The 13,920-nt window shown below is 72.0% G+C and carries 14 protein-coding genes; 7 read left to right on the plus strand and 7 right to left on the minus strand.

What is annotated here, in order from left to right; translation table 11 throughout:
* Nucleotides 1–223: 223 nt before the first annotated feature.
* The 3 genes from DLJ49_RS13420 to purB all read right to left on the minus strand — a co-directional run bounded on the left by DLJ49_RS13420 (nucleotide 224) and on the right by purB (nucleotide 3,271).
* Entirely contained in the window at nucleotides 224–1,282 is a 1,059-nt protein-coding gene (locus DLJ49_RS13420) for a flagellar motor switch protein FliG (protein WP_115394070.1), read from the minus strand.
* A gap of 350 nt (nucleotides 1,283–1,632) precedes the next feature.
* Nucleotides 1,633–1,800 (minus strand): hypothetical protein, encoded by a 168-nt coding sequence (locus DLJ49_RS21790; RefSeq protein WP_158547466.1) that lies wholly within the window; start codon nucleotides 1,798–1,800, stop codon nucleotides 1,633–1,635.
* 166 nt (nucleotides 1,801–1,966) lie between these two features.
* Nucleotides 1,967–3,271 carry an adenylosuccinate lyase gene (gene purB, locus DLJ49_RS13425; RefSeq protein ID WP_115394071.1) on the minus strand — a complete coding sequence of 435 codons (1,305 nt, stop codon included), beginning with the start codon at nucleotides 3,269–3,271 and terminating at the stop codon, nucleotides 1,967–1,969.
* A gap of 102 nt (nucleotides 3,272–3,373) precedes the next feature.
* Here purB and DLJ49_RS13430 point away from each other — a divergent pair, with 102 nt between their 5' ends.
* Nucleotides 3,374–3,892, plus strand: a complete 519-nt coding sequence (locus DLJ49_RS13430) for a DUF6314 family protein (protein WP_199533375.1) — start codon at nucleotides 3,374–3,376, stop codon at nucleotides 3,890–3,892.
* 22 nt (nucleotides 3,893–3,914) lie between these two features.
* On the plus strand, nucleotides 3,915–4,568 hold the full coding sequence (locus tag DLJ49_RS13435) for a biotin transporter BioY (protein ID WP_115394072.1): 654 nt from the start codon (nucleotides 3,915–3,917) through the stop codon (nucleotides 4,566–4,568).
* A gap of 160 nt (nucleotides 4,569–4,728) precedes the next feature.
* Here DLJ49_RS13435 and DLJ49_RS13440 read toward each other — a convergent pair whose 3' ends face one another.
* Nucleotides 4,729–5,325, minus strand: coding sequence for a hypothetical protein (locus DLJ49_RS13440; protein ID WP_147277313.1), 597 nt, complete (start codon nucleotides 5,323–5,325; stop codon nucleotides 4,729–4,731).
* A 74-nt stretch (nucleotides 5,326–5,399) separates the two neighbouring features.
* Here DLJ49_RS13440 and DLJ49_RS13445 point away from each other — a divergent pair, with 74 nt between their 5' ends.
* Nucleotides 5,400–6,044, plus strand: a complete 645-nt coding sequence (locus tag DLJ49_RS13445) for a DNA-3-methyladenine glycosylase family protein (RefSeq protein ID WP_115394152.1) — start codon at nucleotides 5,400–5,402, stop codon at nucleotides 6,042–6,044.
* The gene (locus DLJ49_RS13450) at nucleotides 6,041–6,706 is read left to right on the plus strand and encodes an alpha/beta hydrolase (protein WP_115394074.1); all 666 of its coding nucleotides are present in this window, start codon (nucleotides 6,041–6,043) and stop codon (nucleotides 6,704–6,706) included. The genes DLJ49_RS13445 and DLJ49_RS13450 overlap by 4 nt, the downstream gene beginning before the upstream one ends.
* Before the next feature lie 295 nt (nucleotides 6,707–7,001).
* Here DLJ49_RS13450 and xth read toward each other — a convergent pair whose 3' ends face one another.
* Entirely contained in the window at nucleotides 7,002–7,784 is a 783-nt protein-coding gene (gene xth / locus DLJ49_RS13455; RefSeq protein WP_115394075.1) for an exodeoxyribonuclease III, read from the minus strand.
* Between the two features lie 257 nt (nucleotides 7,785–8,041).
* Nucleotides 8,042–8,470, minus strand: coding sequence for an FKBP-type peptidyl-prolyl cis-trans isomerase (locus tag DLJ49_RS13460; protein ID WP_115394076.1), 429 nt, complete (start codon nucleotides 8,468–8,470; stop codon nucleotides 8,042–8,044).
* 213 nt (nucleotides 8,471–8,683) lie between these two features.
* Here DLJ49_RS13460 and DLJ49_RS13465 point away from each other — a divergent pair, with 213 nt between their 5' ends.
* The gene (locus DLJ49_RS13465) at nucleotides 8,684–10,240 is read left to right on the plus strand and encodes a BCCT family transporter (RefSeq protein WP_115394077.1); all 1,557 of its coding nucleotides are present in this window, start codon (nucleotides 8,684–8,686) and stop codon (nucleotides 10,238–10,240) included.
* 37 nt (nucleotides 10,241–10,277) lie between these two features.
* On the opposite strand, the gene DLJ49_RS13470 is transcribed toward DLJ49_RS13465, so the two are convergent.
* A complete protein-coding gene (locus DLJ49_RS13470) occupies nucleotides 10,278–10,595 on the minus strand; it encodes a HesB/IscA family protein (RefSeq protein WP_115394153.1) in 318 nt (105 codons plus the stop codon).
* Nucleotides 10,596–10,676: 81 nt separating this feature from the next.
* Between DLJ49_RS13470 and DLJ49_RS13475 the strand changes: the two genes are divergently transcribed.
* Together DLJ49_RS13475 and argS are read left to right on the plus strand one after the other, a co-directional pair.
* Nucleotides 10,677–11,888, plus strand: a complete 1,212-nt coding sequence (locus DLJ49_RS13475) for a deoxyguanosinetriphosphate triphosphohydrolase (protein ID WP_115394078.1) — start codon at nucleotides 10,677–10,679, stop codon at nucleotides 11,886–11,888.
* 284 nt (nucleotides 11,889–12,172) lie between these two features.
* Entirely contained in the window at nucleotides 12,173–13,918 is a 1,746-nt protein-coding gene (gene argS, locus DLJ49_RS13480) for an arginine--tRNA ligase (RefSeq protein ID WP_115394079.1), read from the plus strand.
* The last annotated feature ends 2 nt before the right edge of the window (nucleotides 13,919–13,920 follow it).

The raw sequence follows: 13,920 nt of genomic DNA on the forward strand, positions 1-13,920 counted from the left end.
GCGGTGCGCAGACGTCGGGCGAGAGCGTGCCGAGGCGACACGGGGGCGGGCTTGCAGGGGGCGAAACCGGAGAGGCCGGGAGCGGACGCGACGGAGGGCCACCCGCGGTGCCGGCGTAGGGTGCTATCCGGCGAAACGGCACGTCCAGGGGTGCCGGCGCGACGCCTGCCCGGGGCGGCCCCAACGCCCGAAGCGGCATCCGCGCCGGGAGAGGGGCGGGGCCTCAGCCCTCCTCGGCCACGAGCAGCAGTTCGCCCGCGTCGATCATGCGGCGGATCTCGGCGATGATGACCGCCATCGCCTCTTCGCCGGCATCGGTCGTGGGCGGGTCGGCCTCGGCCATCTCTTCGCGCAGGCCCTCGGCCATGCGCTTCGACATGTTGTCGAGCACGTAATCGCGGGCCGGCACGAGATCGTCGGACTGGCCGGCATAGGCGAGCGCGGTGCGCAGCGTGTCGGGATCGATCGCCTTGACGATGCGTGCCACATCGCGCCCGGCGATGCGGGTGCGGATGTTGGCGAAGGTGAAGATGGCACGGCGCACCTCGGCGGCGAACTCGGAATCCTGTTCCTCCAGACCCTCGAGCACGTCGTCGCGGGTCGTGGTGCGGGCGGCGTTGAGGATGTCGCCCACCTTCTGCACCGGGCCGTCGGGGAAGGCGCGCACCGGCTCGGCGTCGAGCTGGCCGGCGAGCGCAAGGCCGATCCGGCGCACCGTGTCGGGGTCGACCGCGCCCGTCTTGGAGATGGCGTAGGACAGCTCGCGCGCCCGTGGGCCCGGCAGCAGCGCGAGCAGTTCGGCCGCGCGCTTGGTCTCCAGCTTGGCGAGCAGGACGGCGCCGACCTCGGTGCTCTCCTCCTCGAGCACGGGGACGAGTCGCTCGGCCGAGAGGCCGGCGATCCGCTCCCACGGGTCGCCCTTGGCGGCGACACCGGCCTCGCGGCGCAGCCTCGCGGCCGTGGCGGGCGAGAGGTGATCCTCGAGCAGGCCGAGCGCGCCGGCCAGCCCGCCGGGAAAGTGCAGGCCGATCGAGTCGAGCTCGTCGGCGAACTCCTCGACCACGGCGCGCAGCGTGTCGCGGTCGATCCGGCGCATGGCGGCGAGCTGCGCGGTCAGCTCTCTCTGCATCTCGTCGGGCATCCGGTCGAGCGGCAGCTGCGCGCCCTCGGCGATCAGCAGGCGTACGATCACGGCGGCCTTCTGCTTCCGCGTGAGGGGGGCCGGCACGCCGTCGGGCGCGGCGGGGTCGGGAAGGGCGAGCGAGGGCAGATCCGACGGCAAGGCGACGCTCCGGGCGGTGGTCGCCCCTTGCTAGAGGGCCGGGCTTAACAGAGGGTTGGCAGGTGCCAACCTGCCGCAGCGGAACACGCCTTGACGAAGTCGCGGGTCGTGGTGGTCGCGGCCGGGCCGGGCCGCAAGCTCGGGGAATTCCGGCTGCATCCGGGTTGGCAGGCCGTGGCCGGCAGTGCGGTGGCCGCCCGGCCGCGCCGGTGTGTTCGCGGCCCGGACTGGTCGCGGCCCGGACTGGTCGCGGCCCGGACTGGTCGCGGCCCGGACTGGTCGCGGCGCGGAACGGACGCGCCCCGCCGGAGCCGACCGGCGGGGCGCTGGAAAGACTCGGTCGTGTGGCCTTACGACGTGGCCTGCGTCACGCAGGTGCCCGACGGCGCGTCGTAGGTCTGACCCTCCGGGCAGGTCGAGGCCGTCGAGGCCGGCGTCTTGTCCCAGCTGCACTGGGCGAAGCCCATCGTCGGCATCACGGCGAGGGCAAGGGCCACGGCAGTCGCTTTCAGCTTCATGGGTCGCTCCCGTTCTGTTGGCATGATGGAGGGTAGCACGCCCGCGGCACCTGCCAAGAAAGAATCTTGCTGCAGGTGCATGTCAACCGTAACGCGCGTTCAGCGACCGCCCGCTTTGCGGGCGTTTCGCCCCATGACCGGGCGCATCCTGCGCCTCGCCGCGCGGTCACTCCGGAAAGACGCGGGCGAAGATCGTGTCGACGTGGCGCAGGTGGGGGCCGATGTCGCACAGCGCGGCGAGTTCGGGGCCGGTGAACGCCGCGCTCACCTGCGGATCGGCCGAGATCTCGGTCAGGAAGTCGCCGCCCCCCTCCCAGACCCGCATCGCCGCGCCCTGCACCGCCGAATAGGCCGCCTCGCGCGACAGCCCCTTCTGCGTCAGCGCCAGCAGCACCTGCTGCGAGTGGATCAGCCCGCGCGTCGCCTCGAGGTTGCGCTTCATGTTCTCGGGGTAGATCACGAGCTGCTCGACCACCTGCGCCATCCGGTGGAGCGCGAAGTCGAGCGTCACGGTCGCGTCGGGGCCGATCACGCGCTCCACCGAGGAATGCGAGATGTCGCGCTCGTGCCAGAGCGCCACGTTCTCGAGCGCCGGGACCACCGCCGAGCGGACGAGGCGCGCGAGGCCGGTCACGTTCTCGGTCAGCACCGGGTTGCGCTTGTGCGGCATGGCCGAGGAGCCCTTCTGCCCCTTGGCGAAGAACTCCTCGGCCTCGCGAAGCTCGGTGCGCTGCATGTGGCGGATCTCGATGGCGATGTTTTCCAGCGAGGAGGCCACGACGCCGAGCGTTGCGAAGAACATCGCGTGCCGGTCGCGCGGGATCACCTGGGTCGAGATCGGCTCGGGCACGAGGCCCATCCGGTCGCAGACATGCTCTTCGACCGCCGGGTCGATGTTGGCGAAGGTGCCGACGGCGCCCGAGATCGCGCCGGTCGCAACCTCGGCGCGGGCGTCGCGCAGACGCGACAGCGCCCGGTCCATCTCGGCGAAAAAGCGCGCGAGGGTGAGGCCCATCGTGGTCGGCTCGGCGTGGATGCCGTGCGAGCGGCCGATGCGCACGGTATGGCGGTGCTCGAAGGCGCGGGCGCGCAGCGCGGCGAGCAGCCGCTCGGTGCCGGCGATCAGCAGGTCGGCGGCGCGGGTGAGCTGGACGTTGAAGCAGGTGTCGAGCACGTCCGACGAGGTCATCCCCTGGTGGACGAAGCGCGCCTCGTCGGGGCCGACGATCTCGCCCAGATGGGTGAGAAAGGCGATCACGTCGTGCCGCGTCTCGCGCTCGATCGCGTCGATGCGAGCCACGTCGAACTCGGCGTCCTTCGCCCGCCACACCGCCTCGGCGTTCGCCTTCGGGATCACGCCGAGTTCGGCCTGCGCGTCGCAGGCATGGGCCTCGATCTCGAACCAGATGCGGAACTTCGCCTCGGGCGACCAGATCGCGACCATCTCGGGGCGGGAATAGCGGGGGATCATGGCGCGCCTCTTTTCTTGCTGCGGCGTCGCTCCTAGACCGGGGGCGCGGGCACGTCCAGCGCCGCGCGGGTGGAGAGGGCGGATGCCTCCGGCGGGGATATTTTGAGCAAGAAGAAGCAGGGGGCAGACGCCGACGCGGCCGAGGCGCTGCTGGCCGCGCTCGCGGGGGCGTGGCGTCTGTCGCGCGAGATCGACGACCGGCGGGCGGGCACGGCGGGGCGGTTCGAGGGCGTGGCGACGTTCGTGCCCGACGGGGCGGGGCTGGCCTATTCGGAGGCGGGCGAGTTGCATCTGGCCGGGCAGCCACCGATGCGCGCGGAGCGGCGCTATCTCTGGCGGGCCGGCGCGGGGCGCGTCGGTGTGCTCTTCGCCGACGGGCGGGCGTTTCACGACTTCGACGCGGGGGAGCTTCAGCCCGGGGCGGTGCACGACTGCCCGCCCGACCTCTACCGCGTCGCCTATGATTTCTCCGCGTGGCCCCGGTGGGACGCCGTGTGGCAGGTGCGGGGGCCGCGGAAGGACTACCGGATGGTGTCGCGCTACGGTCGGGCCCAAGACACGGCGCTGCGGCCCGCGCTTGCGCGGGGGGCGGGTTTGCGGCAGGACACGCGAGGAAAGTGACACCGGCAAGGGAGGCGGGCCGATGGCGACCGCGACGGATCAGGGGCTTTACGGCAACATGGCGCTGGCGGAGGCGCTGGGGCCGCGGCAGGGGCTGGGGCTGCGTGCCAAGCAGGCGGCGCTGGTGGCCCTGGGCGTGGCGTTGCTGACGGTTGCCGCGCAAGTCAAGGTGGCGGTGCCGCCCTCGCCGGTGGCCGTCAACCTCGGCACCTTCGCGGTGCTGACGATCGGCGCCGCCTACGGGCCGCGCCTCGGCCTCACCACGATCCTTGCCTACATGGTCATCGGCGCGCTCGGCTTCGACGTGTTCCAGAGCTCGGCCGCCGGGCTTGCCGGCATCGACTACATGATGGGCACGACGGGGGGCTACCTCGCGGGTTACGTGCTGGCGGTGGGCGCGATGGGCTGGCTCGCCCGCCGCGGCTGGGACCGGTCGGTCCTGTGGATGGCGCTTGCCATGCTGATCGGCAACGTCGTTCTCTACGTCCCCGGCCTCGCCTGGCTCGGCCTGCTGATCGAGCAGGGGATGTTCCGTCCCGAGACCTACGCGAGCGTGTGGGAGCAGACGCTGGCCTGGGGCCTGGCGCCCTTCCTGGTCGGCGACGCGATGAAGCTGGCACTGGCCGCGCTGCTGCTGCCGGCCGCGTGGGCGGCGGTGGGACGGGCGCGCGCCTGACACGGTGCGCGCCGGGGCGCGCGCGGACGTTCGGGGAGGGGCGCGGCCGGGTGCGGCGCCCCGTCTTGCATGTCCGGGGGCAGAGTGACTGTCCGGGGTGAAGCGACTGACGGGGCCAAGCGACTGCCGGGGCCAGTGGCGACCGCGGCTCGCGCGCGCCTCAGCTCTCGGATACGCGGCGGAAGGTCAGGGTGAGAAGGCGGCCGGAGGGGAGTCCGGCAGGGTGCCCCGCGACCGTGACGTGCGGTTGCCCCCCTTCCGGAAGGCCGGTGGGCAGGATCGTGCGATCCCACGACCGGTCGAAGCGCTCGGTCAGCACCAGAAGGGAGCGGCGCGGCTGGCTGAGATGCCAGTCGCCCGAGCCCTCGCGCTTGCGGAAGCGCACCGGCAGGTCGTTGAGCAATGCCAGCGTCGCGACCGTGCGTCCCTCGCCCTTGCGCAACTGGGGGCTGGCGCCCGGCACCAGCTCCCGCACCACGAGGTGATCCGGGGCATAGTCGAACGGGGCGAGCACGTGCAGGCGGCTGACGAGCGGGGCGGCCCAGTCGGGCAGGGCGCCGAGGAAGCGGTCGGGCTGGCCCGACTGCGCCAGCAACTGCGGGCGCCACCAGCCGAATTGCTGCGAGCGGTGCCCGTCATCGCGTGCCCCGTCTTCCCACACGCCATCGTCGAGCGCCGCCACCAGGGCGGACTCCTGCTCTTCGGTGATGAGCTCGGGCAGCAGTCGGACGCCCGAGGGAAGCGCGTCGAACGCCATGACGATCACAACTCCGGTTGCCGCGTCAGGATACCACAGGCCATGACCGGTCGAAAAGGGCAGGTATGGAAACGATGCGAGAGAGTGACGGTATCGGCCGCGTGATCCGGGGACCGGCCTGCGTGGCCGAGGGGGCGGCGTGGCTCGCCGCCCGCGAGCCGCGCTTCGCCCACGCGCTTGAGAGGGCGGGCGAGGTGCCGCTGAGGCTGCGCGAGGACGGCTACGGCGCGCTCCTGTCGGCGATCGTGTCCCAGCAGGTCTCGGTCGCCTCGGCCCGCGCCATATGGGGCCGGCTCGAGGCCGCGGGGCTGACCGAGCCGGCCGCGGTGGCGGGGGCGGGCGACGACGCGCTGCGCGCCTGCGGGCTGTCGCGACAGAAGATCCGCTACGCCCGCGCGCTCGCCGAGGCGGAGATCGACTACGCCGCCCTGCGCGCGGCACCGGAGGCGGAGGTGGTCGCCACTCTCACCGCCGTTCCGGGAGTCGGGCGCTGGACGGCCGAGATCTACGCGATGTTCTCGCTCGGCCGCGCCGACGTGTTCGCCCCCGGCGACCTCGCCCTGCAGGAAGCGGCGCGGCTGCTGTTCGGGCTGCCCGAACGCCCCGCAGAGCGCGCGCTGCGCGAGATGGCCGAGGCGTGGTCGCCGTGGCGGGCGGTTGCGGCGCGGCTGCTGTGGGCGTACTTCCACGTGGAGACAGCGCGCGAGGGGGTGACATGACGCGGGACTTGCAGGCGGGGCGCCGGGGCGCGGCGGCGGGTGAGGCGCGTCAGGCGGTGGTCTTCCTGCACGGCTACGGCGCCGACGGTGCCGATCTGCTGGGCCTCGCCGACCCGCTCGCGCCGCACCTGCCCGGCACCGCCTTCTGGGCGCCCGACGCGCCCGAGCCCTGCGCGGCCGCGCCGATGGGGCGGCAATGGTTCTCGATCCCCTGGATCGACGGCTCGTCGGAGGCGGAGTCGCTGGCCGGGCTCGAGCGCGCGGCCGCCGATCTCGACGCCTTCCTGACCCATGTGCTCGAGGCGGAGGGGCTGACGGCCGACCGGCTGGCGCTGGTGGGGTTCAGCCAGGGCACGATGATGAGCCTGCACGTCGCCCCTCGCCGCGCCCGGCCGGTCGCGGCCATCGCTGCCTTCTCCGGGCGTCTGCTGGTGCCCGAGCGGCTGGGCGAGGCCGTCTCGAAACCGCCGGTGCTGCTCCTGCACGGCGACGCCGATGACGTGGTGCCCCACGCCTCGATGGACGAGGCGGCAGGCCACCTCGCGCGAGGGGGCTTCGAGACCTACACCTACACGATGCAGGGCACCGGCCACGGCATCGCCCCGGACGGGCTGGGGCAGGCCGTGGGCTTCCTTCGCGGCAAGCTCGGCCTCGAGGCCTGAGCCCGGGCCCCGCGCGGCGCCCGGGGCGTGCCCCGCGCACGCCCTGCGGTTCAGACAGGCGCAACACGGGGCGAGCCTGCGACGGAAAGACGCCAGGGCGGCGCTGCCACGACCGCGGCGGCACCCAGCCGGCGCGACTCGATCTCGATCCCCGTGCGCCGCCGGCTTCTTCTTGCTGCAAATATCCCCGCCGGAGGCATTCCCCCGCCGCAGGCGGGGCCACAAGGGGCGCGCGCCGAAGGCGCACCGTCAGAGCCGGACGGTCGCGGGCATGCGCCGTGTCGTCCCCGGCCGCTCAGGCGTCGAGCTCGATCCAGAGGGGGACGTGGTCGGAGGGCTTCTCGCCGCCCCGGACATCGCGGTCGATGCCCACACCCGTCAGAAGGTCGGCCGCCTGGGGGGTGAGAAGGGCGTGGTCGATGCGGATGCCGTCGTCGCGGTCCCACGCGCCGGCCTGGTAATCCCAGAACGTGTAGTGGCCCGGGCCCGGCACGCGGGCGCGGAAGGCGTCGGTGAAACCGAGGTTGAGCACCGCGCGGAAGGCGCGGCGGCTGTCGGGCAGGGCCAGCGCGTCTGCCCGCCACGCCTCGGGGCGGGCGGCGTCCTCGTCCTGCGGGATGACGTTGTAATCGCCCGCCATCACCGCCGGCACTTCGTCGGCCAGAAGCGCCTCGGCGCGCGCCTTCAGCCGGGCCATCCAGGCGAGCTTGTAGTCGTATTTGGGCCCCGGCGCGGGATTGCCGTTGGGCAGGTAGAGGCCGCACAGGCGCACCCGCCGGCTCTCGCCCGCCACCGTCGCCTCGATCCAGCGGGCCTGTTTGTCGGTCGCGTCGCCGGGCAGCCCGCGCGAGACATCCTCGAGCGGCCGCCTCGACAGGATCGCCACGCCGTTGAAGCCCTTCTGCCCGTGGGTGGCGACATGGTAGCCGCGGGCCTCGAGGGGCGCGGTCGGAAAGCTCTCGTCGACCGACTTGATCTCCTGCAGCAGCGCAACGTCGGGCGCCGCTGCCTCCAGCCAGTCGAGCAGCGCGGCCTGCCGCGCCTTGATGCCGTTGATGTTGAAGGTGGCGATCTTCATCGGGGCCTCCCGCGGGTCGCCCCCGTCATCCCCCGCCCGGACGGCGAGGGCAAGCCCCGGCGATCGCCGGCCCGTGCAGCGGAGCGCCTTCGGCGCACGCCTTCTGGATGCCCCGCCGGGGGCGGGGCGGTGCCTCCGGCGGGGATATTTTGCGCAAGAAGAAGCGGGGGCGGGGCGCGCGCAGGCGAGGGATCGCCGGGTGGGCGGGCCGTCGTGCCCGCGGGCACGCGGGTCGCGCTCCCGGCCCGGGCCGGCGTTCAGACCTTCTCGACCAGTTCGATGTCGAAAGTGAGATCCTCGCCCGCGAGCGGGTGGTTCATGTCGAGCACGACCGTCTCGTCGGTGACCTCGGCCACCTGCACCTGGGCGACGCGGCCCGAGCCGTCCTGCACCTGCAGCTGGGTGCCGATGTCGAGCGGGATATGGTCCGGGATCTCGCCGCGCGGGACGGACTGCATCGCCGCCGGGTCCTTCTGGCCGTAGGCCTCGTCGGCGGCGACCTCGACCTTCTTCTGGTCGCCGACCTCCATGCCCGGCAGGGCGCTGTCGAGGCCGGGGATGATCTGGCCCGAGCCCACGGTGAATTCCAGCGGATCGCGGCCCTGGCTGGAGTCGAAGGTGGTGCCGTCGGCGAGGGTGCCGGTGTAGTGGATGCGCACGGTGTCGCCTGCCTTGACGGTGGTCATGGCTGCCTCCGGTGTCTGTGGATGAGGGGTGGATTGACGCGGCCGCGTGTCTGCACGGGTGCGCGTAAGGGATGCCGTCAGCGTAAGGGCGCGGGCGGGGATGTAAACCGCGCCCCTGCGCCGCACCGTGGAGAGCGCCGTGGAACAAGGCGAGACGTGCCGCCGTTGCCGCACCCGTGCCGGACACCGGCACGGAAAGGAGGCGACGCAGGCATGGCCGATCTCGCGCGCAGACTGGTTTCGCGCATGCAGCCGACCGTGTTCTTCGGCTCGGCCGCGGTCGTGATCGCCTTCGTGGTGGCCGGGGCGGGCTTTACCCAGGCGACCGCCGCCGCGTTCGAGACCGTGCAGACGACGATCACGCGCTACGCGGGGTGGTACTATGTGCTCGTGGTCACGGGGTTCCTGATCCTGACCTTCGCGATCCTGGCCTCGCCGGCCCGGCGGATCCGCCTCGGCGGGCCGGACGCGGACCCCGAATTCGGCCGGGTGGGCTGGTTCGGCATGCTCTTCGCCGCCGGCATGGGGATCGGGCTGGTCTATTTCGGCGTGGCCGAGCCGCTCTTTCACTACCAGGATCCGCTCGAGGCGGAGCCGATGACCGAGGCGGCGGTGATCGAGGCCACGCGGCTGGCCTATTTCCACTGGGGTCTGCACGCCTGGGGCATCTACATCGTGCTCGCCCTCGCGGTGGCCTACGCCCATTTCAACCGCGGCCTGCCGCTAGCCCCGCGCTCGGTGCTGGAGCCGCTGATCGGCGAGCGCGTCCGGGGCCCGATCGGGCACGGGACGGACATCTTGTGCACCGTCGGCACACTGCTCGGGGTGGCCACCTCGCTGGGCCTCGGCGCGATGCAGATCAACACCTCGCTGTCCTCGTTCTTCGGCTGGCCCGACGACGTTCGGGTGCAGACGGCGCTGATCGCCGGCATCACAGGGCTCGCCACGATCTCGGTCGTCTCGGGCATCCATAACGGCGTGCAGATGCTCAGCCGGGCCACTCTCTACCTGATGGTCGCGCTGGGCACCTTCGTCCTGCTGGTCGGCCCCACGCTCTACGTTGTCGAGCTGTTCGTCTCGGCGCTGGGCCAGTACCTGCAGACGCTGCCGCGGATGAGCCTCTATCTCGATCCCGGTGCCGACAGCGACTGGCAGACGACATGGACGCTGTTCTACTGGGGGTGGTGGATTTCCTGGGCGCCCTTCGTGGCGATCTTCGTCGCCCGCATCTCCAGGGGGCGGACGATCAAGGAGTTCATCCTCGGCGTGCTGCTCGTGCCGGTGCTGCTCACCTTCCTGTGGTTCGCAATCTTCGGCGGCACCGGCCTCGAGGCGCAGCGCGCCGGAGACGGGGCCGACCTGATCGCGGCGGTGAACGAGAACGAGAGCGCCTCGTTGCGGGCGGTGCTGGAGACGCTGCCGCTATCCACGCTGTCCATCGCGCTCGCCACGCTGGTGATCCTGCTGTTCTTCGTCACTTCCTCCGATTCGGGCTCGCTCGTCGACGACATGGTGACGTCGGGGGGCGACCCGAACCCGCCGCGGGCGCAGCGGGTCTTCTGGGCGGTCTCGGAGGGCGCGGTGGCCGTGACGCTGCTGCTGCTCGGCGGGCTCACGGCCATCCGCAACGCCGCGATCAGCTTCGGGCTGCCGATGTCGGTGCTGCTGGTGCTCGCCTCAGCCGCGCTATGGCGCGTCCTGCAACGGGACCCGGAGGTGGTGGCGCGCAGGCGGGCCAGGCACCGGGGAACGGCGAAGGACGAGAGCTAGACGGAGAAGCGTGCGGCGCGTCCGACGCGGCGCCGGCTCAGATCGAGAAGGACGTGCCGCACCCGCAGGACGAGGTCGCGTTGGGGTTGTCGATGGTGAAGCGCGCCCCGATGATCTCTTCGGAGAAGTCGATCGTGGCGTTCTCGAGGAACGGCAGCGAGACCTCGTCGACCACCACCCTCTGCCCGTCCTTCTCGAGGATCAGGTCGTCGTCGGCCGGGTCGTCGAGCGTGATCTCGTATTCGAAGCCCGAGCAGCCCCCGCCCCGGACCGCGACGCGCAGCGCCTTTGGCGCCGCGCCGATCTCGGCCAGACGGGCATAGGCCCGGTCGGACACCTTGGGGGGCATGGTCAGCGTCAGGGACATGGCTCGCCTCGTCGCGTTCGGGTAATTGCCAAGATATATGAGGCGTGACGCGACCGAGCAAGGAGCCCCATGTCGCCCCCCAACTCGCCCCCTCCGGGCCCTGTCGGCCTGGCCCCCTATGCCTGCCATCCGGGGCGTTCGCGCGGACGGCTGCATGCCGAGCCCGAGGCCGCGTTCCGCTCGGCGTTCCAGCGCGACCGCGACCGGATCATCCATTCCTCCGCCTTCCGGCGGCTCAAGCACAAGACGCAAGTGTTCGTAGAACACGAGGGCGACTATTACCGCACCCGGCTCACCCACTCGATCGAGGTGGCGCAGGTGGCGCGCACCGTCGCCGGCGCGCTGGGTCTGAACCAGGAGCTGACCGAGGCGGTGGCGCTGGCGCACGATCTCGGCCACACGCCGTTCGGGCATACCGGCGAGGATGCGCTCGACGCCCTGATGGCGCCGCACGGTGGGTTCGACCACAACGCGCAGACGATTCGCATCGTGACATCGCTCGAGCGCCACTATGCCGGCTTCGACGGGCTGAACCTGACATGGGAGACGCTCGAGGGCATCGCCAAGCACAACGGCCCGGTCGAGGGGCCGCTCCCCTACGGGTTGGCCGGGTACCAGGTGCAGCACGACCTCGATCTCGAAACCTGGGCCTCGGCCGAGGCGCAGGTGGCGGCCATCTCCGACGACATCGCCTACAACAACCACGACCTGCACGACGGGCTGCGGGCGGGGCTGTTCACCGACGCCGAGCTCGCCGCGCTGCCGGTCGTGGGTCCGGCCTATGCCGCGGTCGACGCCGCATGGCCGGGCCTCGACCCGAAACGGCGCCGGCACGAGGCGCTCAGGCGCGTCTTCGGCGAGATGGTGGGCGACGTCATCGACACCGCCCGCGCCCGGCTCGAGGCGGCCATGCCCGGCACCCCCGATGCCGTGCGCGCGATGGGCGGGCCGGCCGTCGCCTTCTCGGAGGGCATGGCGCAGGCGGTGCAGGAGATCCGCGCCTTCCTGTTCACGCGGATGTACCGCGCGCCCCGGGTGATGGAGGAGCGCGCCCGCGTGACGGCGGTGATCGACGACCTCTTCCCCCTCTACATGCGCCGCCCCGACCTGCTGCCTGTCGCCTGGCAGGCCGACATCGCCGCCGCCCGAGGGCAGACCGCGCTCGCCCGGATCGTCGCCGACTACGTGGCAGGCATGACCGACCGCTTCGCCCTCCAGGCCCATGCCCGCCTCTTCGGAGGCGGCGCGGCGGCCGACGACGTCGCCGGCGCCCCGCGCTGACGGATCGACAGGCGGCGCCCGGGGAGCGCGGACCGCGTTCTGCGAACGACGGCCCACCCACCCCGGCATCCCTCGCCTGCGCGCGCCGTTCGCCGGCCGGCCCCGCCCCGCCCCGCCCCGCCCCCGCTTCTTCTTGCTCCAAGTATCCCGGGGGAGTCGCCGCGACTGCGGCGACGGGGGCAGCGCCCCCATCGGCCGGCGCCGATGGCGCGCATGGGCGGGGTGGTTGACCGCCTCCCCGGTCCTGCTACACCGCGCCTCGCCCTTCCATGACGAGGCCCCCCATGAACCTCTATGCAGACATCCGCAGCCTCGTCACAGACACGCTCGGCGCGATGGCGCGCGAGGGTGCGCTGCCGGAGGGGCTCGATACCGCCGCCGTCACCGTCGAGCCGCCGCGCGACCCCGCCCATGGCGACATGGCGACGAACGCCGCGATGGTGCTGGCCAGGCCGGCGGGGAGGAAGCCGCGCGAGATCGCCGAGTCGCTGGCACCTCGCCTCGCGGCCGACCCCAGGGTGGCGGCGGCCGATGTGGCCGGCCCGGGCTTCATCAACCTGCGCCTCGCCCTGCCGGTATGGGGCGACGTGCTGCGTGCCGCGCTCGCCGAGGGCGCCGGCTACGGCCGCTCGTCGATGGGGCAGGGCCAGAAGGTCAACGTCGAATACGTCTCGGCCAACCCGACGGGGCCGCTCCATGTCGGCCACACGCGGGGCGCGGTGGTGGGCGACGCGCTGGCCGCCCTGATGGCCTTCGCCGGCTACGAGGTGACGCGGGAATACTACATCAACGACGGCGGCGCGCAGGTCGACACGCTCGCCCGCTCGGTCTACCTGCGCTATCTCGAGGCGCATGGGCAGGAGGTGGCCTTCGCCGAGGGCACCTATCCCGGCGATTACCTGATTCCCGTGGGCCAGGCGCTGAAGGACGTGCACGGCGACGCCTTCGTCGGCCAGCCGGAGAGCGTGTGGCTCGACGAGGTGCGCGCCTTCGCCATCGAGAAGATGATGGAGATGATCCGCGAGGATCTCGCCGCCCTCGGCGTGACGATGGATCGCTTCTTCTCCGAAAAGTCGCTCTACGGCACCGGCCGCATCGAGGCCGCGCTCGATAGCCTGCGCGCGAAGGGCCTGATCTACGAGGGCGTGCTCGAGCCGCCCAAGGGCAAGGTGCCCGACGACTGGGAGCCGCGCGAGCAGACGCTGTTCCGCTCGACCGCGCACGGCGACGATGTCGACCGTCCCGTCATGAAGTCGGACGGCGCCTGGACCTACTTCGCCCCCGACATCGCCTATCACTATGACAAGCTCGAACGGGGCTACGACCTGCTGATCGACGTCTTCGGCGCCGATCATGCGGGCTACGTCAAGCGGATGAAGGCGGCGGTCTCGGCGCTGTCGGACGGGCGGGTGCCGCTCGAGATCCGGCTGACGCAGCTGGTGAAGCTCTTCAAGGGCGGCGAGCCGTTCAAGATGTCCAAGCGGGCGGGCACGTTCGTGACGCTGCGCGACGTGGTCGACGAGGTTGGCGCCGACGTGACCCGCTTCGTCATGCTCACGCGCAAGGCCGACGCGCCGCTCGATTTCGACTTCGACGCGGTGCTGGAGCAGACCAGGGAAAACCCGGTGTTCTACGTCCAGTACGCCCATGCGCGCGTGTGTTCGCTGCAGCGCAAGGCGCAGGAGGCGGGCATCGACGTCTCCGATGCCGCCCTCGCCGCCGCCGACCTGTCGCGCAACGCCCACGAGGCCGAGACGGCGCTGGCCGCCAAGATCGCGGAATGGCCGCGTCTGGTCGAGATCGCGGCACGCACCGGCGAGCCGCATCGCGTGGCCTTCTACCTCTACGATCTCGCCGGCCAGTTCCACGCGCTGTGGAACAAGGGCAACGACGAGCCGGCGCTGCGCTTCCTGCAGGAGGGCGACACGGCCACATCCCAGGCCAAAATCGCCCAGGCGCGGGCCGTGGCGGTTGTGATCGCGACGGGCCTGTCTATCCTCGGCGTCACACCGGTGGACGAGATGCGCTAGAC

Origin of the sequence: Rhodovulum sp. 12E13 (assembly GCF_003340565.1) — a bacterium.
Lineage (GTDB): Bacteria > Pseudomonadota > Alphaproteobacteria > Rhodobacterales > Rhodobacteraceae > HLUCCA09.

Excerpts from the sequence above, each read along its gene's own strand:
- DLJ49_RS13465 (WP_115394077.1), top strand. The coding sequence starts at position 8,684 with ATGGCCGATCTCGCGCGCAGACTGGTTTCGCGCATGCAGCCGACCGTG.
- DLJ49_RS13460 (WP_115394076.1), bottom strand. The coding sequence starts at position 8,470 with ATGACCACCGTCAAGGCAGGCGACACCGTGCGCATCCACTACACCGGC.
- DLJ49_RS21790 (WP_158547466.1), bottom strand. The coding sequence starts at position 1,800 with ATGAAGCTGAAAGCGACTGCCGTGGCCCTTGCCCTCGCCGTGATGCCG.
- xth (WP_115394075.1), bottom strand. The coding sequence starts at position 7,784 with ATGAAGATCGCCACCTTCAACATCAACGGCATCAAGGCGCGGCAGGCC.
- DLJ49_RS13435 (WP_115394072.1), top strand. The coding sequence starts at position 3,915 with ATGGCGACCGCGACGGATCAGGGGCTTTACGGCAACATGGCGCTGGCG.
- DLJ49_RS13440 (WP_147277313.1), bottom strand. The coding sequence starts at position 5,325 with ATGGCGTTCGACGCGCTTCCCTCGGGCGTCCGACTGCTGCCCGAGCTC.
- DLJ49_RS13450 (WP_115394074.1), top strand. The coding sequence starts at position 6,041 with ATGACGCGGGACTTGCAGGCGGGGCGCCGGGGCGCGGCGGCGGGTGAG.
- DLJ49_RS13475 (WP_115394078.1), top strand. The coding sequence starts at position 10,677 with ATGTCGCCCCCCAACTCGCCCCCTCCGGGCCCTGTCGGCCTGGCCCCC.
- DLJ49_RS13445 (WP_115394152.1), top strand. The coding sequence starts at position 5,400 with ATGCGAGAGAGTGACGGTATCGGCCGCGTGATCCGGGGACCGGCCTGC.
- purB (WP_115394071.1), bottom strand. The coding sequence starts at position 3,271 with ATGATCCCCCGCTATTCCCGCCCCGAGATGGTCGCGATCTGGTCGCCC.
- argS (WP_115394079.1), top strand. The coding sequence starts at position 12,173 with ATGAACCTCTATGCAGACATCCGCAGCCTCGTCACAGACACGCTCGGC.